Source organism: Methyloceanibacter sp. (genome assembly GCF_058506495.1).
Window position 1 is genome coordinate 29,060 of sequence record NZ_JBZMXT010000004.1, and the last position, 16,460, is coordinate 45,519.

Genomic DNA, 16,460 nt, shown 5'->3' on the forward strand with positions numbered 1-16,460 from the left:
CGCAGCGTCAAGTCGCAAAAACGAAACGGTTCAACTCTTGCTTTGATCGTAGACTTCTCCGGCCTCGACGCGCTTGGAGAACTCGGTTGCGCGGCCTTCCGCGAGCAATTTAGCCTGCTCCACCCAGCTATCGCGCGTGACGCGGCCCTTGAAGCCCTCCAAATTGGCGTCGACCCAGGCCACTTCATCGTCCGTCCAGTTGGCAATCTGGTCGAAATGCCAAAAACCCAAGCGGTTGCAAAGCTGCTCTAGCTTAGGTCCGACGCCTTTGATCTTCTTGAGGTCGTCCGCCTTCCCGTCGAGGGGCGTTTCCAGTGTCTTGGGTTTGCTGCCTCTGTTGGCGGCGCCATGGTCGGCGTCTGCGCTGGTCGTCTTTCCCGTGGCCACGAGTCTGGCGGGTGTCGTAGCCGTACTCTGAGACGAGGCCGGCACCGTCTCTGGATTGACCCCGCGGCCTTCCAGCCGCGCTTCGAGACGACCGATCAACTCGTCTTTCTCTTTTGATGTCGTCCGACATTGTTCGAGTTGGGATCGCAACGCGTCGACCTCGGCGCTGGAACTCTCTGAGGCAGTGCTCCGGCGTCCGCTCCAAAGGAGCCAACCCGCGAACAGACCCAGAAAAACCGCGAGCACAATCAGGAACCATATTTCTCCGAGCAGAAAGCCCCAGTTCTTGAACATAAGAAATCCCCTTTGTGTAGCTCTCGGCCCGCTATTGAGTGAACGCCAAAGTCACGCGTCTGTTCGCTGCCCGCCCGTCTTCTGTGTCGTTGTCGGCCATAGGTTTGGTATCGCCGTAGCCCGCTGCGGCGATAGCTTCCACCGGTACGCCTCGTCGAATGAGAGCTTCAACAACCGCTTCGGCCCGGTCCTGGCTTAGCTGCATGTTGGAGGCGCTGTCCCCTTGACTATCCGTATGTCCGCCAACCTCGACGCGCAGGTCGCCGGACTGAACACACTTCATAACGAGCGAAGTAATCGCGTTGATGACTCTCAATGACCGGGCGTCGAGCCGCGCAGAGCCGGTCACAAAGTTTACGTTGCGCGCGGCCAAGAGCGCATTGGCCTTGTCGCGGCATTGTCCGTAACCAACCACGAAGTCCATCTGGGGCAGCCAATAGCCCGCCGTCAGCACCTCCGTCTCCCCTGTCGCAGCGTTCACGCGGCTCGTGCCCTCGGGTGGTAAATCGCTGGCAGCCTCAATTGTCACCGCATCTGCACCGTCCAACGATTCTGAGAGGGCGCTGTTTAAGAGTTCTACGTCCGCTCCCGGAGAGGCGTTCGCGGTCAGACCGAAACCGTTGTCGCTCCCAAGCATTAGCTTCAACGTTTCGAATTCCGCGAGCCATGATGAGAGTATCTTCAGAGCCGCCAGGAGAGAGCTGGGATCACCCGAGATCGCGATAGACGGGTCGCCGGAAATGGAAGCCAGACCGAGTGCGTCAGCCACATTTTCGGGAGTCAATCCGGCGGGCAGCTTGCCGTTTACGGACGCGCCGTCCGAGGCGGAATAGACGATCTGAAAGTCGATGGGCTCGCCGTCGTCCAAGTAGTCGAGGGATGTCGTGACCGCGTAACCCGGCGGCACGTCTTTGAGCTCTGCCAAAGCAGCCTCCCCGTCAGCGGGCGTCGTGGCCTCCCCCGAGATCGAGAGCGTCGTATCCGACATGCTCAGCTGACCGTTGTTCAGCTTGCCAAGAGCGCTGAGCCCATCCTGCGCAACAATCGTCCAGCCCCCGGGTGCGCCGGATGCAAGCTCAAGTTCCGGCACATCGCGGTCGAGAATCACGGCAATCCCCTCGCGCGCAATGTCGGTCGGCATATAGCCGGAGACGGTGACACCCTTGTCTGTTTTCTCCGCCGAGAACGTGTAAGGCGAGGCAGACGCCAGAACGATCATCCTATCCCGAACGACGCGCCGCCCCTCTACGGTATCGAGCGTCTCCAGAATTCGATCACGTTCGGCCGCGCTATCGGCAAGTCCGCTCACCTCGATGTCACGCCCGCCAACGGTCGTCTTGAGGCCATGCACAGAGGCAGCAACGGCCCCGCTGGCGCCGTCCGCAACAATTTGTTCCATGTGCCGGGCATGATGCTTCGCGCCGTATCCGCACAACGCGATGACACCCGCGATAAGAAACAAGATTGCCAGGATCTTCCGCATCGGTATTTTCCCTTTCGTCGAGGCTTACACCTCTGCGTGGCTGCCCGATGAACAACCTGTGGGGATGCAAAGCAAGTCAGCTGGAATTCTCAGGCACCGCACGCATGACGGGCCACTTGGCTCTGAGATACTTGCGGAACCAAGCCGTATATCTCTCGGGCGAAGCCACCGCGTCAGCCTGCACATCCTGAGGGGTCGCCCAACGATAGGCCTGCGCCTCTTCGGGGTCCGGCGCGATGGCACCGTCATGAAAGCCCTGAAAAACGTGCACAATCTCGTGCTCGATCATGTCGTGGTCGAGTTCCGCGCGATAGCGGATTGTGCCGAGCCCAACAAGCGGGCAATCGAAACCCATTTCTTGTTGCAGCCGTCTTTGAGCGGCCGCCGCACATTCTTCACCTGGGCGCGGATGCCCGCAGCAGGCGTTTGTCCAGAGTCCACCAGAATGATATTTGCTGCCGCTGCGCTGCTGGAGCAGGATTCTCTCAGCGCTGTCCCAGATGATGACCGAGAATGCGCGATGCAGAGAACCTTGCCTATGGACCTCGTGCTTCTCGCCGGTACCAATCTCCCGATCATGATCGTCGACGAGAATGACTTTTTCTAAAGTCTCCATCGCGCCAACCTCTTGAATCGGAAGAACACTGTCAAGGGGCCGACATAGGATACACAACAGACACTGATGGCCTGCTCGCGCGGCAACGACTCAGAATCTCGGTCCTAAGGGACCAGTGCCGGTACTGCAGCGATCAGGAGTGTTGAACGGCGTTCGCCTGACATCTGCTCGCCATCCCAGACATAGCCCACCGCGTTAGCGAATCGCTTCGGCAGATGACGGGGGCGGCGAGCATGACGCTCTTTACGGTCGAACGCGAAATTTTTGGGTGATAGTCCGGGGAAAAGTTCGAGACCTGAACGACACGGTTGAGAGTGGCATAGGCCATTCCAATTGCGAGCAAACAGAATTGTCGGATCCCGGTGTGCTGGCGCGGGATCGTCAAAGTGTAATCGACTGCATTGCCCAGATGGTCGAGAGCAACCGCCGCAAGACGATGGATTGTTGGCCGAAAGGCAGGCTTTTGGGCCGCCCGATCGAGATCGCGCAAGTCGAGGCTTGCCGAACAAAAGAGGCTTTGCGGCAAGTAGCAGCGGCCCTGCCGCCGATCATCCCAAATATCCTTCAAAATGTTCGTCATCTGCAGCCCTTGACCGAAACTGGCGGCGAGCTTGCTCAGCTTCTCCCTTTGTTGGTCGACGTCCGAGGCATGGTCGCAGAAGAGTTCGGTGAGCATCTCGCCGACAACGCCCGCCACGACGTAGCAGTAGTCGTCCAGTTCCACCATGTCGGCCAGCCCTGAAGGACGATTGACGAATGACTTCATTCCCGACGCCATCTTCGTAAGACATGTGCGCACGGCGGCCTGCTGTCTTTGGGGGCATGCCTCAAGATACTCGATCAGATCAGGCAAGTGATTGATGAGGTCGAGTTCCTCAGGCGCGACCTTCCCAGACAGGGCCGCGAAGAGTTTCCGCGAAACGTCTTCCCAGGTCGCTCTCCGCTCGACCCCGGCGAGAAAAATGTCGAGTTGCTCAATCTTTCGGTCTCGGTCTGAAAAGCCCGAATCTTCGATCGTGTCGGCGGCGCGGCACAGCAGGTAGGCCGTGCCCACGGTCCGCTGCAGATCGAGGGGCAATTTTGGAATCGTCAGCGCGAATGTCCGCGACAGCCGGGGAACCAGCAGCAACGGAGAATTTATGTTGCCGACTGCCTTGTCCACTTCGGTTTGCCCCCACCCCCCGTTTTCGCCACGCTGGGCCGCGAGTCGATGGCCCCTTTGAGTCAATCCAGGATTGCTGCCTCGTATCGTGGACGTCAACCCGTGTTCCGGGCGTCAATCCCTGGCCGATCATGGCAATTACCAAATCTGGCCACCGAAAGCCCGTGCCAATTGCCTGGCACTGTCGTCAAAGATGCCGGTTGTTAAATCCCTCAAAAAGCACCTGCAAGTTGAGGCTGCTTGAGGGCATCGTAGCACACCGTGTCTGTTACCGCGTCAAGACTTCTTCAAATTCACGGTGCCGTTGGCTCGAGAGCTCTGAAACGACATGGTCTGAGCATTTCCGTTGACGACGACCCGCACCCGCCCGGAAATATCGTAGGACGCGATTTCGAATTTCCCGGTGTAGACGCCGGGATTGACCTTCAGCAGCTGCGCCGTCTGGTTGATTGAGGTCGATACGGTCACGCATTTCGCTGCAAGCCTGAAAACCTTGTCGGTCTCGCGCTTGTAATTGATCTTGCAGGTCAACTTTTGGGGCGGCCTGTCCACGGCCTGCATTGTCCCGCTGCCGCTCCACGTTCCTTCAAGGGACACCGGCTCCGCATGCAACGGCGAAGCCGTAGCGATGAACATAATCAGGAACAGGAAAAACAGGCGTCTCATCCGATCCTCCCTGGCAGCGAATGCCTAGCTGCCTTTGACTGTTTGCCGCTGGGCTCCGATTCGCAAACCGCGGCCCTCAATGAAAGCAATCAACGCCGGAAGCACCAAAAGGTTTGCAAACAGCGCTGTCGCTAAGAGCATTATGACCACTTGTCCAAAAAGGCGCAGGCTCGGAAGCTCGCTTAGGACTGTGCCCCCGAAGCCGACAATTAGCACCAGACAGCCAACCGCGAGGGCGGGACCAATGGTCGCTATGGTCTGCTCAAGAGCTGGCTTCACAGCCTCGCCTTTGGACCGCATCAAGCGATAGTAGTTCAGAATGTGAATAGCATTGTCGACGGCGATACCAAAGCCGATCGTGAAGGCCACAACGCAGGTAAACTGTAGTCCTGCACCTGTGAGGTGCAGGATCGCGCCTGCGACCGCGATGGGTAGTACATTGGTCAACATGCTGTAGAGCCCTGCCCTCAGCGACCAGAAGACGAGGCCTATCAGCAGAACGTTGAGACCGATGGCGATCAGCAGGCTACGGTTGAGCTCGATGATCATTTCGTAACTGGCCCGTGCTGAGTGCGGTGCGATCCCAGTCGCTATGAAACCCACCCCCGGATGAGCCGCCCGCAGGGGCTCCAATTCCGTCTCTAGCGCGTCGAGCACCGGAACCAGCTCGGATGCGTCCACGGCAGGGAAATAACCGGATACAAGGGCTGAGTTGTCATCTAAGGAGACCATCCGCTCGATGAGGGGCGACTTTGCCTCTTTCAAGAACTCTAGGATTTCGGCACGCCCAAGCCCACCCTCCGCCATCCACGTTTCGATGCCGTGCAAGGATACGACCCTTGTCACGAGTGGCAGCTTCTCCAGGATCTCATGCGCCTTACCTACGATCGAAAGCACCTCAGACGGATCCAACGACTGATCTTTCGGCCATTGAACGTGCAGTAGTATTGCTTCGGTGCCACCGAAGTCCTCATCTACCACGTCCATCACTCGTGAGGATTGGCTATTCGCCGGCAAATAGTCCCTATACTGATAGCTTGGACTAATCGTGGCGTAGAGAATGCCTGCAGCAATCGCCACAACGAGGCCAGCGGCAAGAACTGCGCCGGGTCGCTTGAGGACACTACGGCCCAAGCGGTCGCAGACAGTACTCGTGGCCCCGAAAATCCGGTCGACAGTTGCGTCTGCGTCTTTTTTCTTACCAGCCCAACCCAACAACAGCTCGGCGAGCGCAGGCAGAACCGTAATCGTCACCACAAAAGCAACAGCCGTGCCGATCGCAGCCGTAAGCCCAAAGCCCGAGACAAGCGTGTGAGGCACAAGCGTGAGGGAAAGCAATGCAATCGCCGTTGTCATGGCGGCGAGCACGCAGGCGGGACCGATGTTCTGCACCGAAGATCTAATTGCTTCGTGGGGGCCCTCTCCCGCGACAAGCCTGCGTTTGATTCCGAACATCAAATGCAGCGAGCTTGCGAAGACAAGCACCGTGACCAGACCTGGTACGACCCCAGTCAGGACAGTCATTTCTTGTCCACGCAACTCGGTGATACCCAGCGTCCACAGAACAGCGACTCCGGCCGGGACGCCCGCAAGCAGCGCATAGATCGGACTGCGAAAGAACAACAAACAGATGATCAGGGACACTGTGAATCCAGCCCCGATCAAGAGGCGTTGATCGCGGATCAGAGCGCCAACAATCTCAAGGCGGAAGAACGCCACACCGCTCAGTTCAGCAACCAAGTCAGTGCCCGCCAAGGCCTCGTCAGTAACGCGACGCAGATCATCGGCGACTATGCGAAGGTCATCGATCTTGGGGCGAGGCTCGATCGCAACGACGAACAGCGCTCTATTTGCGTCTGCTGACAAGAGCTTGTCGGAAACAAACGGATGGCCAAGGAGCGTTTCGCGCAGTGCAGATAGGTCAATGCCGTCTAGGTCCATCGGGAACACAGCCTCGGCATTACCGGTGGCATCCGGCGCGTCATGCGCAGAGAACATCGAAGTGACATGCTTCACACCCTCGGCAAAATGCAGATTCAAATGCAGGTCGCGTAGGCGTTCGAGATTCTCGCGTTTGAACAAGTCAGGAGATTGCACCAGCAGCAGCACGTCTTCGCCGGTCTGCGGGTACTGACGCTCCACCATTTGCAGATCGCGATACTCCTTGGTCCCCGAACGAAAGATTTCACGGATGTCGCTCGAGAACTGGACCTTGGCTGCGGCCAAGGCAAGCGGGATGGCCAGCACCAAAACAACCAGCAGGGTCAAACGTGGAAAGCGCTGAGCCAGGAGCCCCAGCTTTTCCAACCCGAAACCGGCCGTCATCAGGCCATCCCCTCGTCTTTAGCCGCCGACTTTAGCCGCGCTTCCGCAGCCGCCAAGGCCCATAAACCGAAGATCTTGCGATAGTTGTCATAGGTGATGGCGCACGTCTTGTTGAAAACCCCAGCGATCGTCTCGTCAGGCCAACTACCATCCACCTCTTGCCGATCTTGCAGAAAGCGCAAGCCAGCACGGACTTGTTCGCTATCGGCCATCTCGCTCTGTAGCAGACTCAGCACAGCCCAGGACGTCATTACGACCTGCCCTGAAGTGCAGCTCGCATACTCACCGCGCCGGCAGCTCTCGATCGTTTCGCCCCATCCGCCATCGGGAAGCTGATGAGAGGCGAGAAATGCCGCAGCACGCCGGACCGGCACACTCTCCGCGGCAAGCCCGGCCGTCCGCAAACCGGAGACCGCAAACCAAGTACCGTACGTAAAGCAAATTCCCCACGCACCCATCCATGATCCATCGGCACGCTGCCGGTTAAGCAAGAATTGGCGCCCGCGCTCTATTGCCTTTTCGATACGATGTTCAAGCGCGTGATCGATACCCTCTTCACGATATCGAATCAGTGCCTGCAGGCAGGCCGACGTGCACTCCACATAGGAGTGGTCGACAATAATGTCCCCGAAAACGAGAGAAGGATTGAGCGCTTCCATCCAAGGCGCCGTCCGCGACCGTTCGTAAGTGGGCCAGCCGCCGTCCGCGTTTTGCCAGCCCAAAATCAACTCCACAGCATCTTCGAGGCGCTCTTTAGAGAGAGGCGCGTCCACATAATGCTTCAAAGCTAATGCGCATTTCAAACCCTCCGCCGTGCAATCGGAAATCGGCCAGCCATGTTTGCGATCAGAAAATGGCCAGCCGCCTTTTGAAGAATCACGGAAATAGCGTGTGCGATCCGGTGTGTCTTCCAGCACCTGGTTCCGATCGATATAGCCATGAGCGCGCTCAACCGTGTCACGCGCCTCCTCAACGCGCCCACTCGCGCAAATGGCTTGGGCAGCAAAAGCGGTGTCCCAGAGCCGCGAGGAATTGTAGCCCTGCATATGAGTGCCGTGCGTGCCCTTCCAAAGATATTCGGGGAGTTGCCGCCGATGGGCGGTGACCCGTTCGCCACCAGGCTCTGCAAAGTGCCAGCACAGCATGTTGAGAACCTTGTTGATCGGTCCAATACAGATGTTGTTGGTGTTGTCGTCCTCCTGCCGAACCTGATCCAGCACAAAGGCGTTCGCGCGATCCCGAAGCTTCTTGCTCGCGACGGTTTCGTACCCGTTCAGCAACCCGCTCAACACACGAAAACTGCGCGACACCGGCACGTAAACATCGCACGGTGCGCAGCGAGTCTGGGTCGTGCCGAAATCCAGTGAATCATATGGTTCGCAGAATATCTCACTACGAAGCGATCTCTCGATGGGCGTAGCTGGGGCTTGCGCTCTGATGCCATAGAGATAGCTCATGGGCAGATAGACCATCCGGCTATGGCACCAGAAGCGGGAGGGATGAGCGGGGAATGCCCGCGGCAAAAGCCAAAGCTCAGGCGGTACGGGAAGCACGCCTTCGTAATCGTAAAGATTGAGCAGCGCGAAGAGGAACTTGCCCCACGGCGCGACGTTGACGGCGCCCCCCCTATCGAGGAGCCACATCCTGCCACGCTGCAAGTCGGGGTCGTCTGCAGGCACGCCCATCAATCGCTGCGCTACATAGGACAAAGCAGTGGTGTAGACGTAGCTCTGCCCATGAATGTGGAGTGGCCAGCCGCCATCGGCATTCTGGTAGTGCTTGAAGAACCGGATGAAGTCCTGCTCGGTTTTGCGGTCGAAGGGCTGGTCAATGATATGCGTCGCAGCGATCAGCGTCGGGAGCAAGAACACAGGCCCGCCATAGTCGCCGTGCCAGCTACCGTCCGGCGCTTGCGTTTCCCGAAGGTGCCGAAGCGCCAGATCAACGGCCTGTGAGATATCCGACTGCGCCACCCAGTGGTTCAATGCCCCGAGGCCTTAAGGTGGTCCGGTATCTTCCGGTATCCGGGGAGAAGACCGGCAATCGGCCAGCCGCTCCATGAAGCAAACCGTCCGACTGATTGACGCGCGTGCCCCCAACGTCTCTCGCGCAAATCCGCACCCACAGTTTTCCGCGCCGCCCGAAAGCCGATTCGGAAAAACGAGGCCGCGAATGTTCTCCCGCGAACGTCCGTCGCAGCAAGTAGCCCCATCGTCCGGCAACGCTCTTCCGCGCTTGTTCTCCACATATGGAACATTGACCGCCGGATGGCGACGGCGTCCTTGCGGGGATCGGTGAAGACCTGATAAAGGGCATTCGACAACATCTCTGGGACGCGCGAGCGAGCCTTCTGCCGGCGCGCGTAAGCCTCAGCGTCGGAGCTTTCCACCACAGCCTGTACGTCTTTCAGTCCTAGTGAGATGCCGACTGCCGTAAGCGGATGCGTACAGCCAACCGCGTCGCCAACCAACGCAACATCTTTTCGTCCATAGGCTGCCCGCGTCTGGAAGCGGGTCTCCATCCAGGCAGGTTTGCGATCACGCAGCGCAACTGCAAGGGCTTCGGCCAATCGCGTGGGAAGCGCGGACTCGACGGCATTGTATAAGGCGTCCGTGTCGCGCCGTAGCGACGCTGCTGAGGCAGGAACGTCGAGACATAGTCGCACTTTGTTGGGTCCAATCCGGTAGGCCATGATCGGACCGGCGGCGCCGTTCATCACATGACCATAGCCCTCGAGCGGTAACGTCACGTCGTTGAGCACGAGCCCAGCCATAAAAGAGACTCCGACTGACCCGTCAGAAAGACCGAGCATACGACGCGTTCCCGAACGACGCCCATCGGCCGCGATGATGCGCTTGGCGTGAATTTTGACCTCCGACCCCGTGCTCCCATCAAGATAGGCCGCTTCGGGCTTAAGCCTGATCAGCTTCGCTGGCGCCACATAGTCTATGTCAGACATTGCAACTGCCCTTTGGCGCAGTTCGCTGACCAGCTTGCTATGGTCGAAGCTCAGGCCTGTGAAGCCGTTCGGATAGGGCAGGACAATGGGATCCGATCCATCGTCTGGATGAACAACAAACCCTTGTCTCGGACCGTTTTCCGTAAACGCTTCAAGGTCGGCTAAGCCCAACTGCTCAAGAACCTTGACACCGGACGGATGAATCCACTCGCCCGCAAAGCGCTCGGATGCTCGCGGGTTGGCCTCCAGCAGCAATACCCTGGCTCCACGCTGCACAAACGCGATTGCTGCGGCGCACCCTACGGGCCCCGCGCCAATCACCGCAACGTCATGACCCTTTCGCACCAGGACCCCCACTGGCATCTACGGGCACGCCAAATCGCAGCAGCGCGCTCCACTCTCTTCGGACTAAGCACAATCGCTGAACCGACCTCTGCGAGGAATCGTAACGGTTTCAGGCGGTTTTGACCATCCCGGCGTTGCAAGATCAGGCTCCGCGCTTGCGACTGACCATGATCTGCAATGGCGGAGCTCACGTATAGTGTGGCACAGCAACGAATCATCGCCCGCCGGCCTTCAATCCCAATTGCAACACGATTTAAGCGTGGTGGCCCAGAAACGCGTCTGACAGGAGCTCAGAAATGAAGAAAGCCATTATCGTTGGACTACTGGGCGGCATCTGTTCTTTCTCGGGGCAAGCGCTTGCGTCATCCGAAAATGAACACCTGTTTTGTGTGAAGGAAGTCCCCAATCCAATGAGCTTGGCAGCACGCCGTGACTACGTGTTGATGTGCGTGACCAAAACTCCTGGCCTGACCATGACGAATGTTGTGGTGAATCAGGGCAAGTGTCGCTGCAAGGCTTACCGATCATTGGATAATATGAAGCTTGGAACTCGAGTTATGTGGCTCTGCCGCGACGAGGGGCGCCCGTGCGATTTCACTGAGGTCGCATTCGAGACCACTTCAGGCGAGTTCACCTTCAACTGGGATCCAGACAGAGACGATGCAGAACTTCCCTAGTGCGACCGTTGTCGCAGAGCAAACGAAGGCGTTTACGAAGCGGTGGCGCTGATCGCGCCAGGATCAGCATCCGGTGTCGAAACGTCCCGCGCAGGTAGTGTGCCCCGCCGCGCCAGAAGCGCGAACGCCGGGGGCACAAAATAGAACGACACAACAGTCGACAACAACACGCCGCCCGCAATTGACATCGCAAAGGGTGGCCAAAAGCCGCCTCCGGCCAAGATCAACGGGACGAAACCGCCAAACGTCGTCATCGTGGTTGAGACAATATGGCGGCCTTGAGCCATCACAAGCTCGGCAATCCGCTCCGCGTCGCCTCGAAGCGCGCGGGCGTCAGCTTGGAGCGCTGTAATGATTATGATCGCGGCGTTGATAGATACTCCAATGGAACCGATCACGCCAATCACAGCCTGGATGCCGAACGGATAGCGGAATAGCGCCAGGGCCAGGAGACTTAGACCCATGGAAAGAATGGCCACGACGAACGTGATCGCCGAGAGACGATAGGAGCCGAAGGTCATTACGATACTGGCGATCGTCAGCACTACGATTAGACCCATGGCTCCCAGCAGGTTGCGAATAACCTCGTCCCGCGCGTCGGCGTCCCCGCCAACTTCCAACCGGTAACCCGGGGGCAGCTCTAATCCACTCTCGGCAATGCGTTGCTGAACCTGCGCCAAGGCGACCTCAGGCAAGACATTGCGCTCAACAAATCCCTGGACCGTATTGATGCGTTCGCCATTGCGCCTATGAATTGGCGTTTCCGCCGGTACGACGTTTACCTCGCCGAGCGCCGTGAGGGGCACACCGCGGTAACCGTCTGCGCCTGCTGCTGACGCCGCGACAAGATCTAAGCCGAGCACCGCGTCCACTGTGCTGCGCGCTTCGTCTCTCAAGCGAACGCGGACTGGCAGCTCTTCACTGCCTTCAATCAAGGATCCTCCGACCGCGCCCTCAAGCCGCCCTTCGAGCTGACCCGCGATATTGCCCAGATTGAGGCCTGCTAGCCGCGCTCGCTCTTCGGAGAGCGCGACGCTGAGCTTCGGCGCACCGGAGGCAATCTCGGTCCGAGCCAGCGTGACCCCAGGAACAGCCAGCATGCGCTGCCGGATTTCATCGCCGATCTCGCGCAAGGTTGCGAGGCTACTGCCGACGACACGAATCTCCACAGGCGCATCAACCGGGGGTCCTTGAACCAGTCCTCTGACAATAACCCGCGCTTCCGGCACCGAATTATCAAGCGAGCGCTGCAACCGGTCGAGCAGCGCTTCGGTTGCTTGGGCGGAACGTGTGGTGACGAGCGCCTCGGCAAAGCTTGGCTCACCATCTTGGTTCGCAAGCATGTTGTAGTAGAAAGCCGGCGCGCTTTCGCCGATCACCCAATTGACATCCGTTACATCCGATTCGGCTTTGAGGACGGTGTCGACCCGACGCGCAACGCGTTCGGATTCACGAATTGCTGTCCCGTCCGGCAGCTTGACCTGTACGTAGAACTGATTGCGGTCGACACCGGGAAAGAACTGCGGCTTGAGCGTGGGGAATGCGCCAAAGCCTATGATCGGTAGAATCAGCGCGAACAGGATAGAGAGCCAGGGATGGGCCAGCGCAAGACGTAAGCTCCCATGAAAAGCCGAGCCGAGCCTCTCGAACGACACGCCGCCCGTCAGCCAGCCTGCCTTCGCGTCCTTCTCAGGAATCTTGAGAATAAGACCGGCTAGGGCCGGCGTGATTGTGACCGCCAGCAAGAGAGATGAGAGCAGCATGATAATCACAGCTATGGCGATCGCTCCTACAAAGTCTCCGGCGGGACCCGGAAGCAAGACCATGGGCATGAAGGCAAGGACTGTCGTGACGGTTGATGCGATCAAGGGCGCGAAGAGGCGACGGACCGCATAGTCGACGGCGTTCAGACGCGACAGCCCTGCGGCAAGCTTCTTGCGAATTTCGTCGGTCATAACAATCGCGGCATCGACGAGAAGGCCGAGCGCCACGATGAGACCGGTCACGGACATCTGATGGATCGGGATACCGACGAACTTCAACCCGAAGATGGACATAAGGCCCGCCAAAGGAATGACCGTCGCCACGATTAGGGCCGAACGCCAACCTAGGGTGAGAAGCAGAACCGAGACCACCAGGCCCATGCCGATCAGCATATTGGAGAGCACACCGAAGAGCCGCTCACTGGTGTAGGTCGACTGATCGAAAAGTCGATGAAGCGCTATGCCCGCTGGCATGTCCGCCTCGAAACTATCCAGAGCCGTGGTGATGCGCGCAGCCCACGCATCAACTTGGAGATCGTCCTCCATCCGTGCTGCGATCAATACGCCTTCCTCGCCACCGATGAGAGCGAGACTTGAGGGTGGCTGGCGCACGTCGCGCTTCACGGTGGCAATATCGCCCAGACGAACGATCCGTCCGTCCGCACCCTGGCGAACGGGTATCGCGCGCAACCGGTCGAGCGCTTTGATCTCTCCTTCGATCTCGATGAGCAAATCGGTCTGGTCGCCGCGCACGACCCCTGCCCGCACCTTGGCGTCCGCACCTGCGATGGCTTGTGAGACAGTCTCAGCCGTGAGCCCCAGGGACTCGAGTTGCGTCCGATCTAGCGTGACGCTGACTTCCTCCTCCTGCGCGCCATACAACTCAACAAGCTTGGTGCCCGGGACGGCGCGCAAGCGATCCTGCAGCATGTCGGCGTAGCGCGCGAGTATTGCGGGGTTCGTCTCAAGATCGGTACGTGGCTGTAGCGCGACAATCGCGGTGAACGCTCCCGTTCTGTCGTCGTCGAAATCAGGCGCCGGTACACCGGGTGGTAGATTGACTGCCGCGTCGTCCAACGCATCGCGGATCTCCGACCAGGCTTGTTCGATTGCGGTGTCCGAAATGAACTCGGACAGTTCTACCGTGATGACGGAAATGCCCGAGCGCGACACGGAGGTGATCTCATCGATCTCTGGGATCTCACGGAGTTCCTCTTCAATCTTCTCCGTGACCTGTGCCTCCACGCGCGCAGGGTCCGCGCCAGGGAACGGCGTAACGATCGTTGCAAAGAGGTTGGTAATGGTTGGATCTTCCTGACGTCCGATCGTCATCAGAGCGGAGGCGCCGGCAGCAACGATCAGAAGGATCGCCAGAGCAAAGAGTCGCGCGTCTCGATAAAAAAGCGTGTACATGTGTAAGCTCCGACTAGCTTCCTAAAAGCGCCACGCGCTGTCCTGGAACGACACGGTTTGTGCCGTTCGCAATCACGCTCGCACCGGGTTTGAAAGTGCCGCGCACATATGCGTGCGCGCCATCGACGTGTAGAACCTCGGCGGCTTCGCGCCGCACGATCGGCTTCCCATCCTCCTCGTCCACAGTCAGCAGACTCCACAGACCGCGATCGCCTTCTTGAAGCGCGACAAGCGGGACCCATGCACCCCGCTCGTCGATCTTGCGCTCAATCATCAGCGTGACGATCTCCCCGAACGGCGTCGCGTCTCCGGTCTTCACATCGAACAACGCCGTAACCGTCCGTGTCGCACTTTGCAGATCGGGCCTACTGGCATAGAGACGCGCCACGACCGGTCCCGCCCGCGTCTCGACTTGATAGGTCTCGGTATTTTCCAGCGCGGCAGCCACGTAAGGCGGGAGTCCAACCCGGAGTTGACGGTGACCGGCTTCGAGTACGGTCAGGATCGGCGTGCCCGCCGCAATCACCGCACCTTCATCGATTGACCGCGCCGCAATCACACCGTCGAAGGGCGCCTTGAGCTGGGACTTTTCAATGTCGATATCGATGGCGTCAATTTGCGCCTTGACCCGATCAATTGCCGCGCTGAGTTCATGGAGAGCGGCGGCCGCTTCATCCAGGCGCTGCTCGGGGCTCCAACCGTTTTTGCGCAGCTTCGATTGGCGTTCGAGGGTGAGCCGAGCTAGCTCCATGCGCGCCTCAAGCTCCCGGATCTGTGCTTCAAGCTGCCTTCGGCTCGCTTCGAGCTGCGACGTGTCGAGCGTCGCAACAACGTCTCCGGCCACGACCCGATCGCCCTCGTCCTTGCGCACCTTGGTAACAAGGCCCGGGCGCTCGAAGGCAAGCGCCGTCTGACGGGCGGCTTCCAAGCGGCCAACATATCGAACGGTTTCGCTGTAATTGGGCTGGATTTCGAGTCGCAGAGTTTTCACCGCAACCGGTGGATGAGCGCCTGGAAGCGACTCGGCGGCACTGCGGGCATGTAGCGCGGCGACCCCGGCAACGGCCAGTCCCAGGAAGCCAGCAGCGACAACCGCTGTGGCGGCTGAGCGTATGAAACGCTTCAAGGACGACCCAGAGGCGGATTTTTTCGTACTGTCTTCAGTATCTTGGCTGGGCATCGCGGCCACTCCCGGTTTCGCGCCAACACTGACGCTTGATAAGTTAGCGCCCCTAACTTATGTTAGTTGAGCTAACTTTCAAGCAAAAAGTTAGTGCTGCTAACTCTTTTGTGAAGGCAGATGTGTTAGACCAAATCCAGACCGCCATGGAACACGCACTCAAACCAGATCCTGTCCGGGCCAAGTCCAAATATCATCACGGAGACCTCCGTGATGCGCTGTTGCATGCCTCCCACGATCTCGTCGCTATGCATGGCGCCGAGAATTTTACGCTTGCGCAGGCCTGCCGGCTGTCAGGCGTGTCGACTGCTGCGCCGTACAAGCACTTCAGGGACCGCGACGAGGTCCTCGGCCTCATTGTGACCCGCGGCTTCCATCAGATGTCCGAACAATCGATGCGGGCTGTTGAGGCCGCCGGCGTCGGTACGTTGGCCGGGATTGTCGCCATGGGCCAAGCCTATGTGCGTTTCGCTGTCGAAAACGAGAACCTATTCCGCCTCATGTTCGGGCAGCACCCTGTCCTGAAGACTGATGAGGTCGTGATGGGCGAAGGCTTGGGCTGTTTCTCAAAAGTGATAGAGCAAGTCGCCATCTACTGCGACCGGAATGGCGTATCCGGTAACCCAGATGAAATCGCGGTTCGCCTATGGACATTTGTCCACGGTGCCGCATCGCTGCTCATTGATGGCGATTATGGGGTTGTGGCTCCCGGCCTCGACGTGGATGCACTGATCGAGCGTACATCGCCGAGCTTGCTACGTTAGGCTCCCGCCGCCCTCAGGCCGTGACAAGATAAACAAGAGACCGACCGAGAGTACGACGATCTGCACGAGCAGCACCCAGGTCGGAACGCCGATCATCCATGTGATCACGGGTGTCAGAACCATCACCGTGACGGCCACAATCTTGCTCCGCCGATCAATGGCCCCGTGACGCCGCCAATTCTCGATGAGCGGACCGAATTTTTGATGGCGGACGAGCCAACGGTGCAGGCGAGGGGAAGAGCGTGCGAAGGAGAAGGCCGAGAGCAACACGAATGGTGTTGTCGGCACGAGCGGTAGCACAAGTCCGGCAATCCCGCAGCCAAGCGACGCCGTGCCAAGGACCAACCAAAGGGGCCGCGAGGCCCGGTGCTTTCTCAGTCTGTCTTTTTCCAACGGCCGTTGCCTACAAAGCTCCATTCCAGAGGT

The 16,460-nt window shown here is 59.0% G+C and carries 13 protein-coding genes; 2 read left to right on the forward strand and 11 right to left on the reverse strand.

Going from position 1 to position 16,460, the window contains the following annotated elements:
- Positions 1 to 30: 30 nt before the first annotated feature.
- The 8 genes from AC33YF_RS01890 to AC33YF_RS01925 form a co-directional block, all read right to left on the reverse strand.
- A complete protein-coding gene (locus tag AC33YF_RS01890; protein WP_491775495.1) occupies positions 31 to 681 on the reverse strand; it encodes a helix-hairpin-helix domain-containing protein in 651 nt (216 codons plus the stop codon).
- 31 nt (positions 682 to 712) lie between these two features.
- Positions 713 to 2,164 (reverse strand): OmpA family protein, encoded by a 1,452-nt coding sequence (locus AC33YF_RS01895; RefSeq protein ID WP_491775496.1) that lies wholly within the window; start codon positions 2,162 to 2,164, stop codon positions 713 to 715.
- Positions 2,165 to 2,240: 76 nt separating this feature from the next.
- A complete protein-coding gene (gene idi, locus AC33YF_RS01900; RefSeq protein WP_491775497.1) occupies positions 2,241 to 2,780 on the reverse strand; it encodes an isopentenyl-diphosphate Delta-isomerase in 540 nt (179 codons plus the stop codon).
- 133 nt (positions 2,781 to 2,913) lie between these two features.
- Positions 2,914 to 3,942, reverse strand: a complete 1,029-nt coding sequence (locus tag AC33YF_RS01905; protein ID WP_491775498.1) for a phytoene/squalene synthase family protein — start codon at positions 3,940 to 3,942, stop codon at positions 2,914 to 2,916.
- A 276-nt stretch (positions 3,943 to 4,218) separates the two neighbouring features.
- The gene (locus AC33YF_RS01910; RefSeq protein WP_491775499.1) at positions 4,219 to 4,608 is read right to left on the reverse strand and encodes a hypothetical protein; all 390 of its coding nucleotides are present in this window, start codon (positions 4,606 to 4,608) and stop codon (positions 4,219 to 4,221) included.
- Between the two features lie 24 nt (positions 4,609 to 4,632).
- Complete coding sequence (locus tag AC33YF_RS01915) at positions 4,633 to 6,933, reverse strand: efflux RND transporter permease subunit (RefSeq protein ID WP_491775500.1); 2,301 nt, start codon at positions 6,931 to 6,933, stop codon at positions 4,633 to 4,635.
- The gene (locus AC33YF_RS01920) at positions 6,933 to 8,918 is read right to left on the reverse strand and encodes a terpene cyclase/mutase family protein (RefSeq protein WP_491775501.1); all 1,986 of its coding nucleotides are present in this window, start codon (positions 8,916 to 8,918) and stop codon (positions 6,933 to 6,935) included. Before AC33YF_RS01920 ends, AC33YF_RS01915 begins: the two co-directional genes overlap by 1 nt.
- The gene (locus tag AC33YF_RS01925) at positions 8,915 to 10,237 is read right to left on the reverse strand and encodes an FAD-dependent oxidoreductase (protein WP_491775502.1); all 1,323 of its coding nucleotides are present in this window, start codon (positions 10,235 to 10,237) and stop codon (positions 8,915 to 8,917) included. Before AC33YF_RS01925 ends, AC33YF_RS01920 begins: the two co-directional genes overlap by 4 nt.
- 296 nt (positions 10,238 to 10,533) lie before the next feature.
- Here AC33YF_RS01925 and AC33YF_RS01930 point away from each other — a divergent pair, with 296 nt between their 5' ends.
- Complete coding sequence (locus tag AC33YF_RS01930) at positions 10,534 to 10,914, forward strand: hypothetical protein (RefSeq protein WP_491775503.1); 381 nt, start codon at positions 10,534 to 10,536, stop codon at positions 10,912 to 10,914.
- A gap of 32 nt (positions 10,915 to 10,946) precedes the next feature.
- Here the strand turns inward: AC33YF_RS01930 and AC33YF_RS01935 are convergent, their stop codons facing one another.
- Together AC33YF_RS01935 and AC33YF_RS01940 are read right to left on the reverse strand one after the other, a co-directional pair.
- The gene (locus AC33YF_RS01935; RefSeq protein WP_491775504.1) at positions 10,947 to 14,090 is read right to left on the reverse strand and encodes an efflux RND transporter permease subunit; all 3,144 of its coding nucleotides are present in this window, start codon (positions 14,088 to 14,090) and stop codon (positions 10,947 to 10,949) included.
- Between the two features lie 13 nt (positions 14,091 to 14,103).
- On the reverse strand, positions 14,104 to 15,270 hold the full coding sequence (locus tag AC33YF_RS01940; RefSeq protein WP_491775505.1) for an efflux RND transporter periplasmic adaptor subunit: 1,167 nt from the start codon (positions 15,268 to 15,270) through the stop codon (positions 14,104 to 14,106).
- Between the two features lie 146 nt (positions 15,271 to 15,416).
- Here AC33YF_RS01940 and AC33YF_RS01945 point away from each other — a divergent pair, with 146 nt between their 5' ends.
- A complete protein-coding gene (locus tag AC33YF_RS01945; protein WP_491775506.1) occupies positions 15,417 to 16,034 on the forward strand; it encodes a TetR/AcrR family transcriptional regulator in 618 nt (205 codons plus the stop codon).
- On the opposite strand, the gene AC33YF_RS01950 is transcribed toward AC33YF_RS01945, so the two are convergent.
- Positions 16,026 to 16,427: a YbaN family protein gene (locus AC33YF_RS01950; RefSeq protein WP_491775507.1), complete on the reverse strand. Its 402-nt coding sequence runs from the start codon at positions 16,425 to 16,427 to the stop codon at positions 16,026 to 16,028. The two genes, AC33YF_RS01945 and AC33YF_RS01950, sit on opposite strands and share 9 nt — an antisense overlap.
- Positions 16,428 to 16,460: the final 33 nt, after the last annotated feature.

Excerpts from the sequence above, each read along its gene's own strand:
- AC33YF_RS01945 (WP_491775506.1), top strand. The coding sequence starts at position 15,417 with ATGGAACACGCACTCAAACCAGATCCTGTCCGGGCCAAGTCCAAATAT.
- AC33YF_RS01930 (WP_491775503.1), top strand. The coding sequence starts at position 10,534 with ATGAAGAAAGCCATTATCGTTGGACTACTGGGCGGCATCTGTTCTTTC.
- AC33YF_RS01940 (WP_491775505.1), bottom strand. The coding sequence starts at position 15,270 with ATGCCCAGCCAAGATACTGAAGACAGTACGAAAAAATCCGCCTCTGGG.
- AC33YF_RS01910 (WP_491775499.1), bottom strand. The coding sequence starts at position 4,608 with ATGAGACGCCTGTTTTTCCTGTTCCTGATTATGTTCATCGCTACGGCT.
- idi (WP_491775497.1), bottom strand. The coding sequence starts at position 2,780 with ATGGAGACTTTAGAAAAAGTCATTCTCGTCGACGATCATGATCGGGAG.
- AC33YF_RS01915 (WP_491775500.1), bottom strand. The coding sequence starts at position 6,933 with ATGACGGCCGGTTTCGGGTTGGAAAAGCTGGGGCTCCTGGCTCAGCGC.
- AC33YF_RS01935 (WP_491775504.1), bottom strand. The coding sequence starts at position 14,090 with ATGTACACGCTTTTTTATCGAGACGCGCGACTCTTTGCTCTGGCGATC.
- AC33YF_RS01895 (WP_491775496.1), bottom strand. The coding sequence starts at position 2,164 with ATGCGGAAGATCCTGGCAATCTTGTTTCTTATCGCGGGTGTCATCGCG.
- AC33YF_RS01890 (WP_491775495.1), bottom strand. The coding sequence starts at position 681 with ATGTTCAAGAACTGGGGCTTTCTGCTCGGAGAAATATGGTTCCTGATT.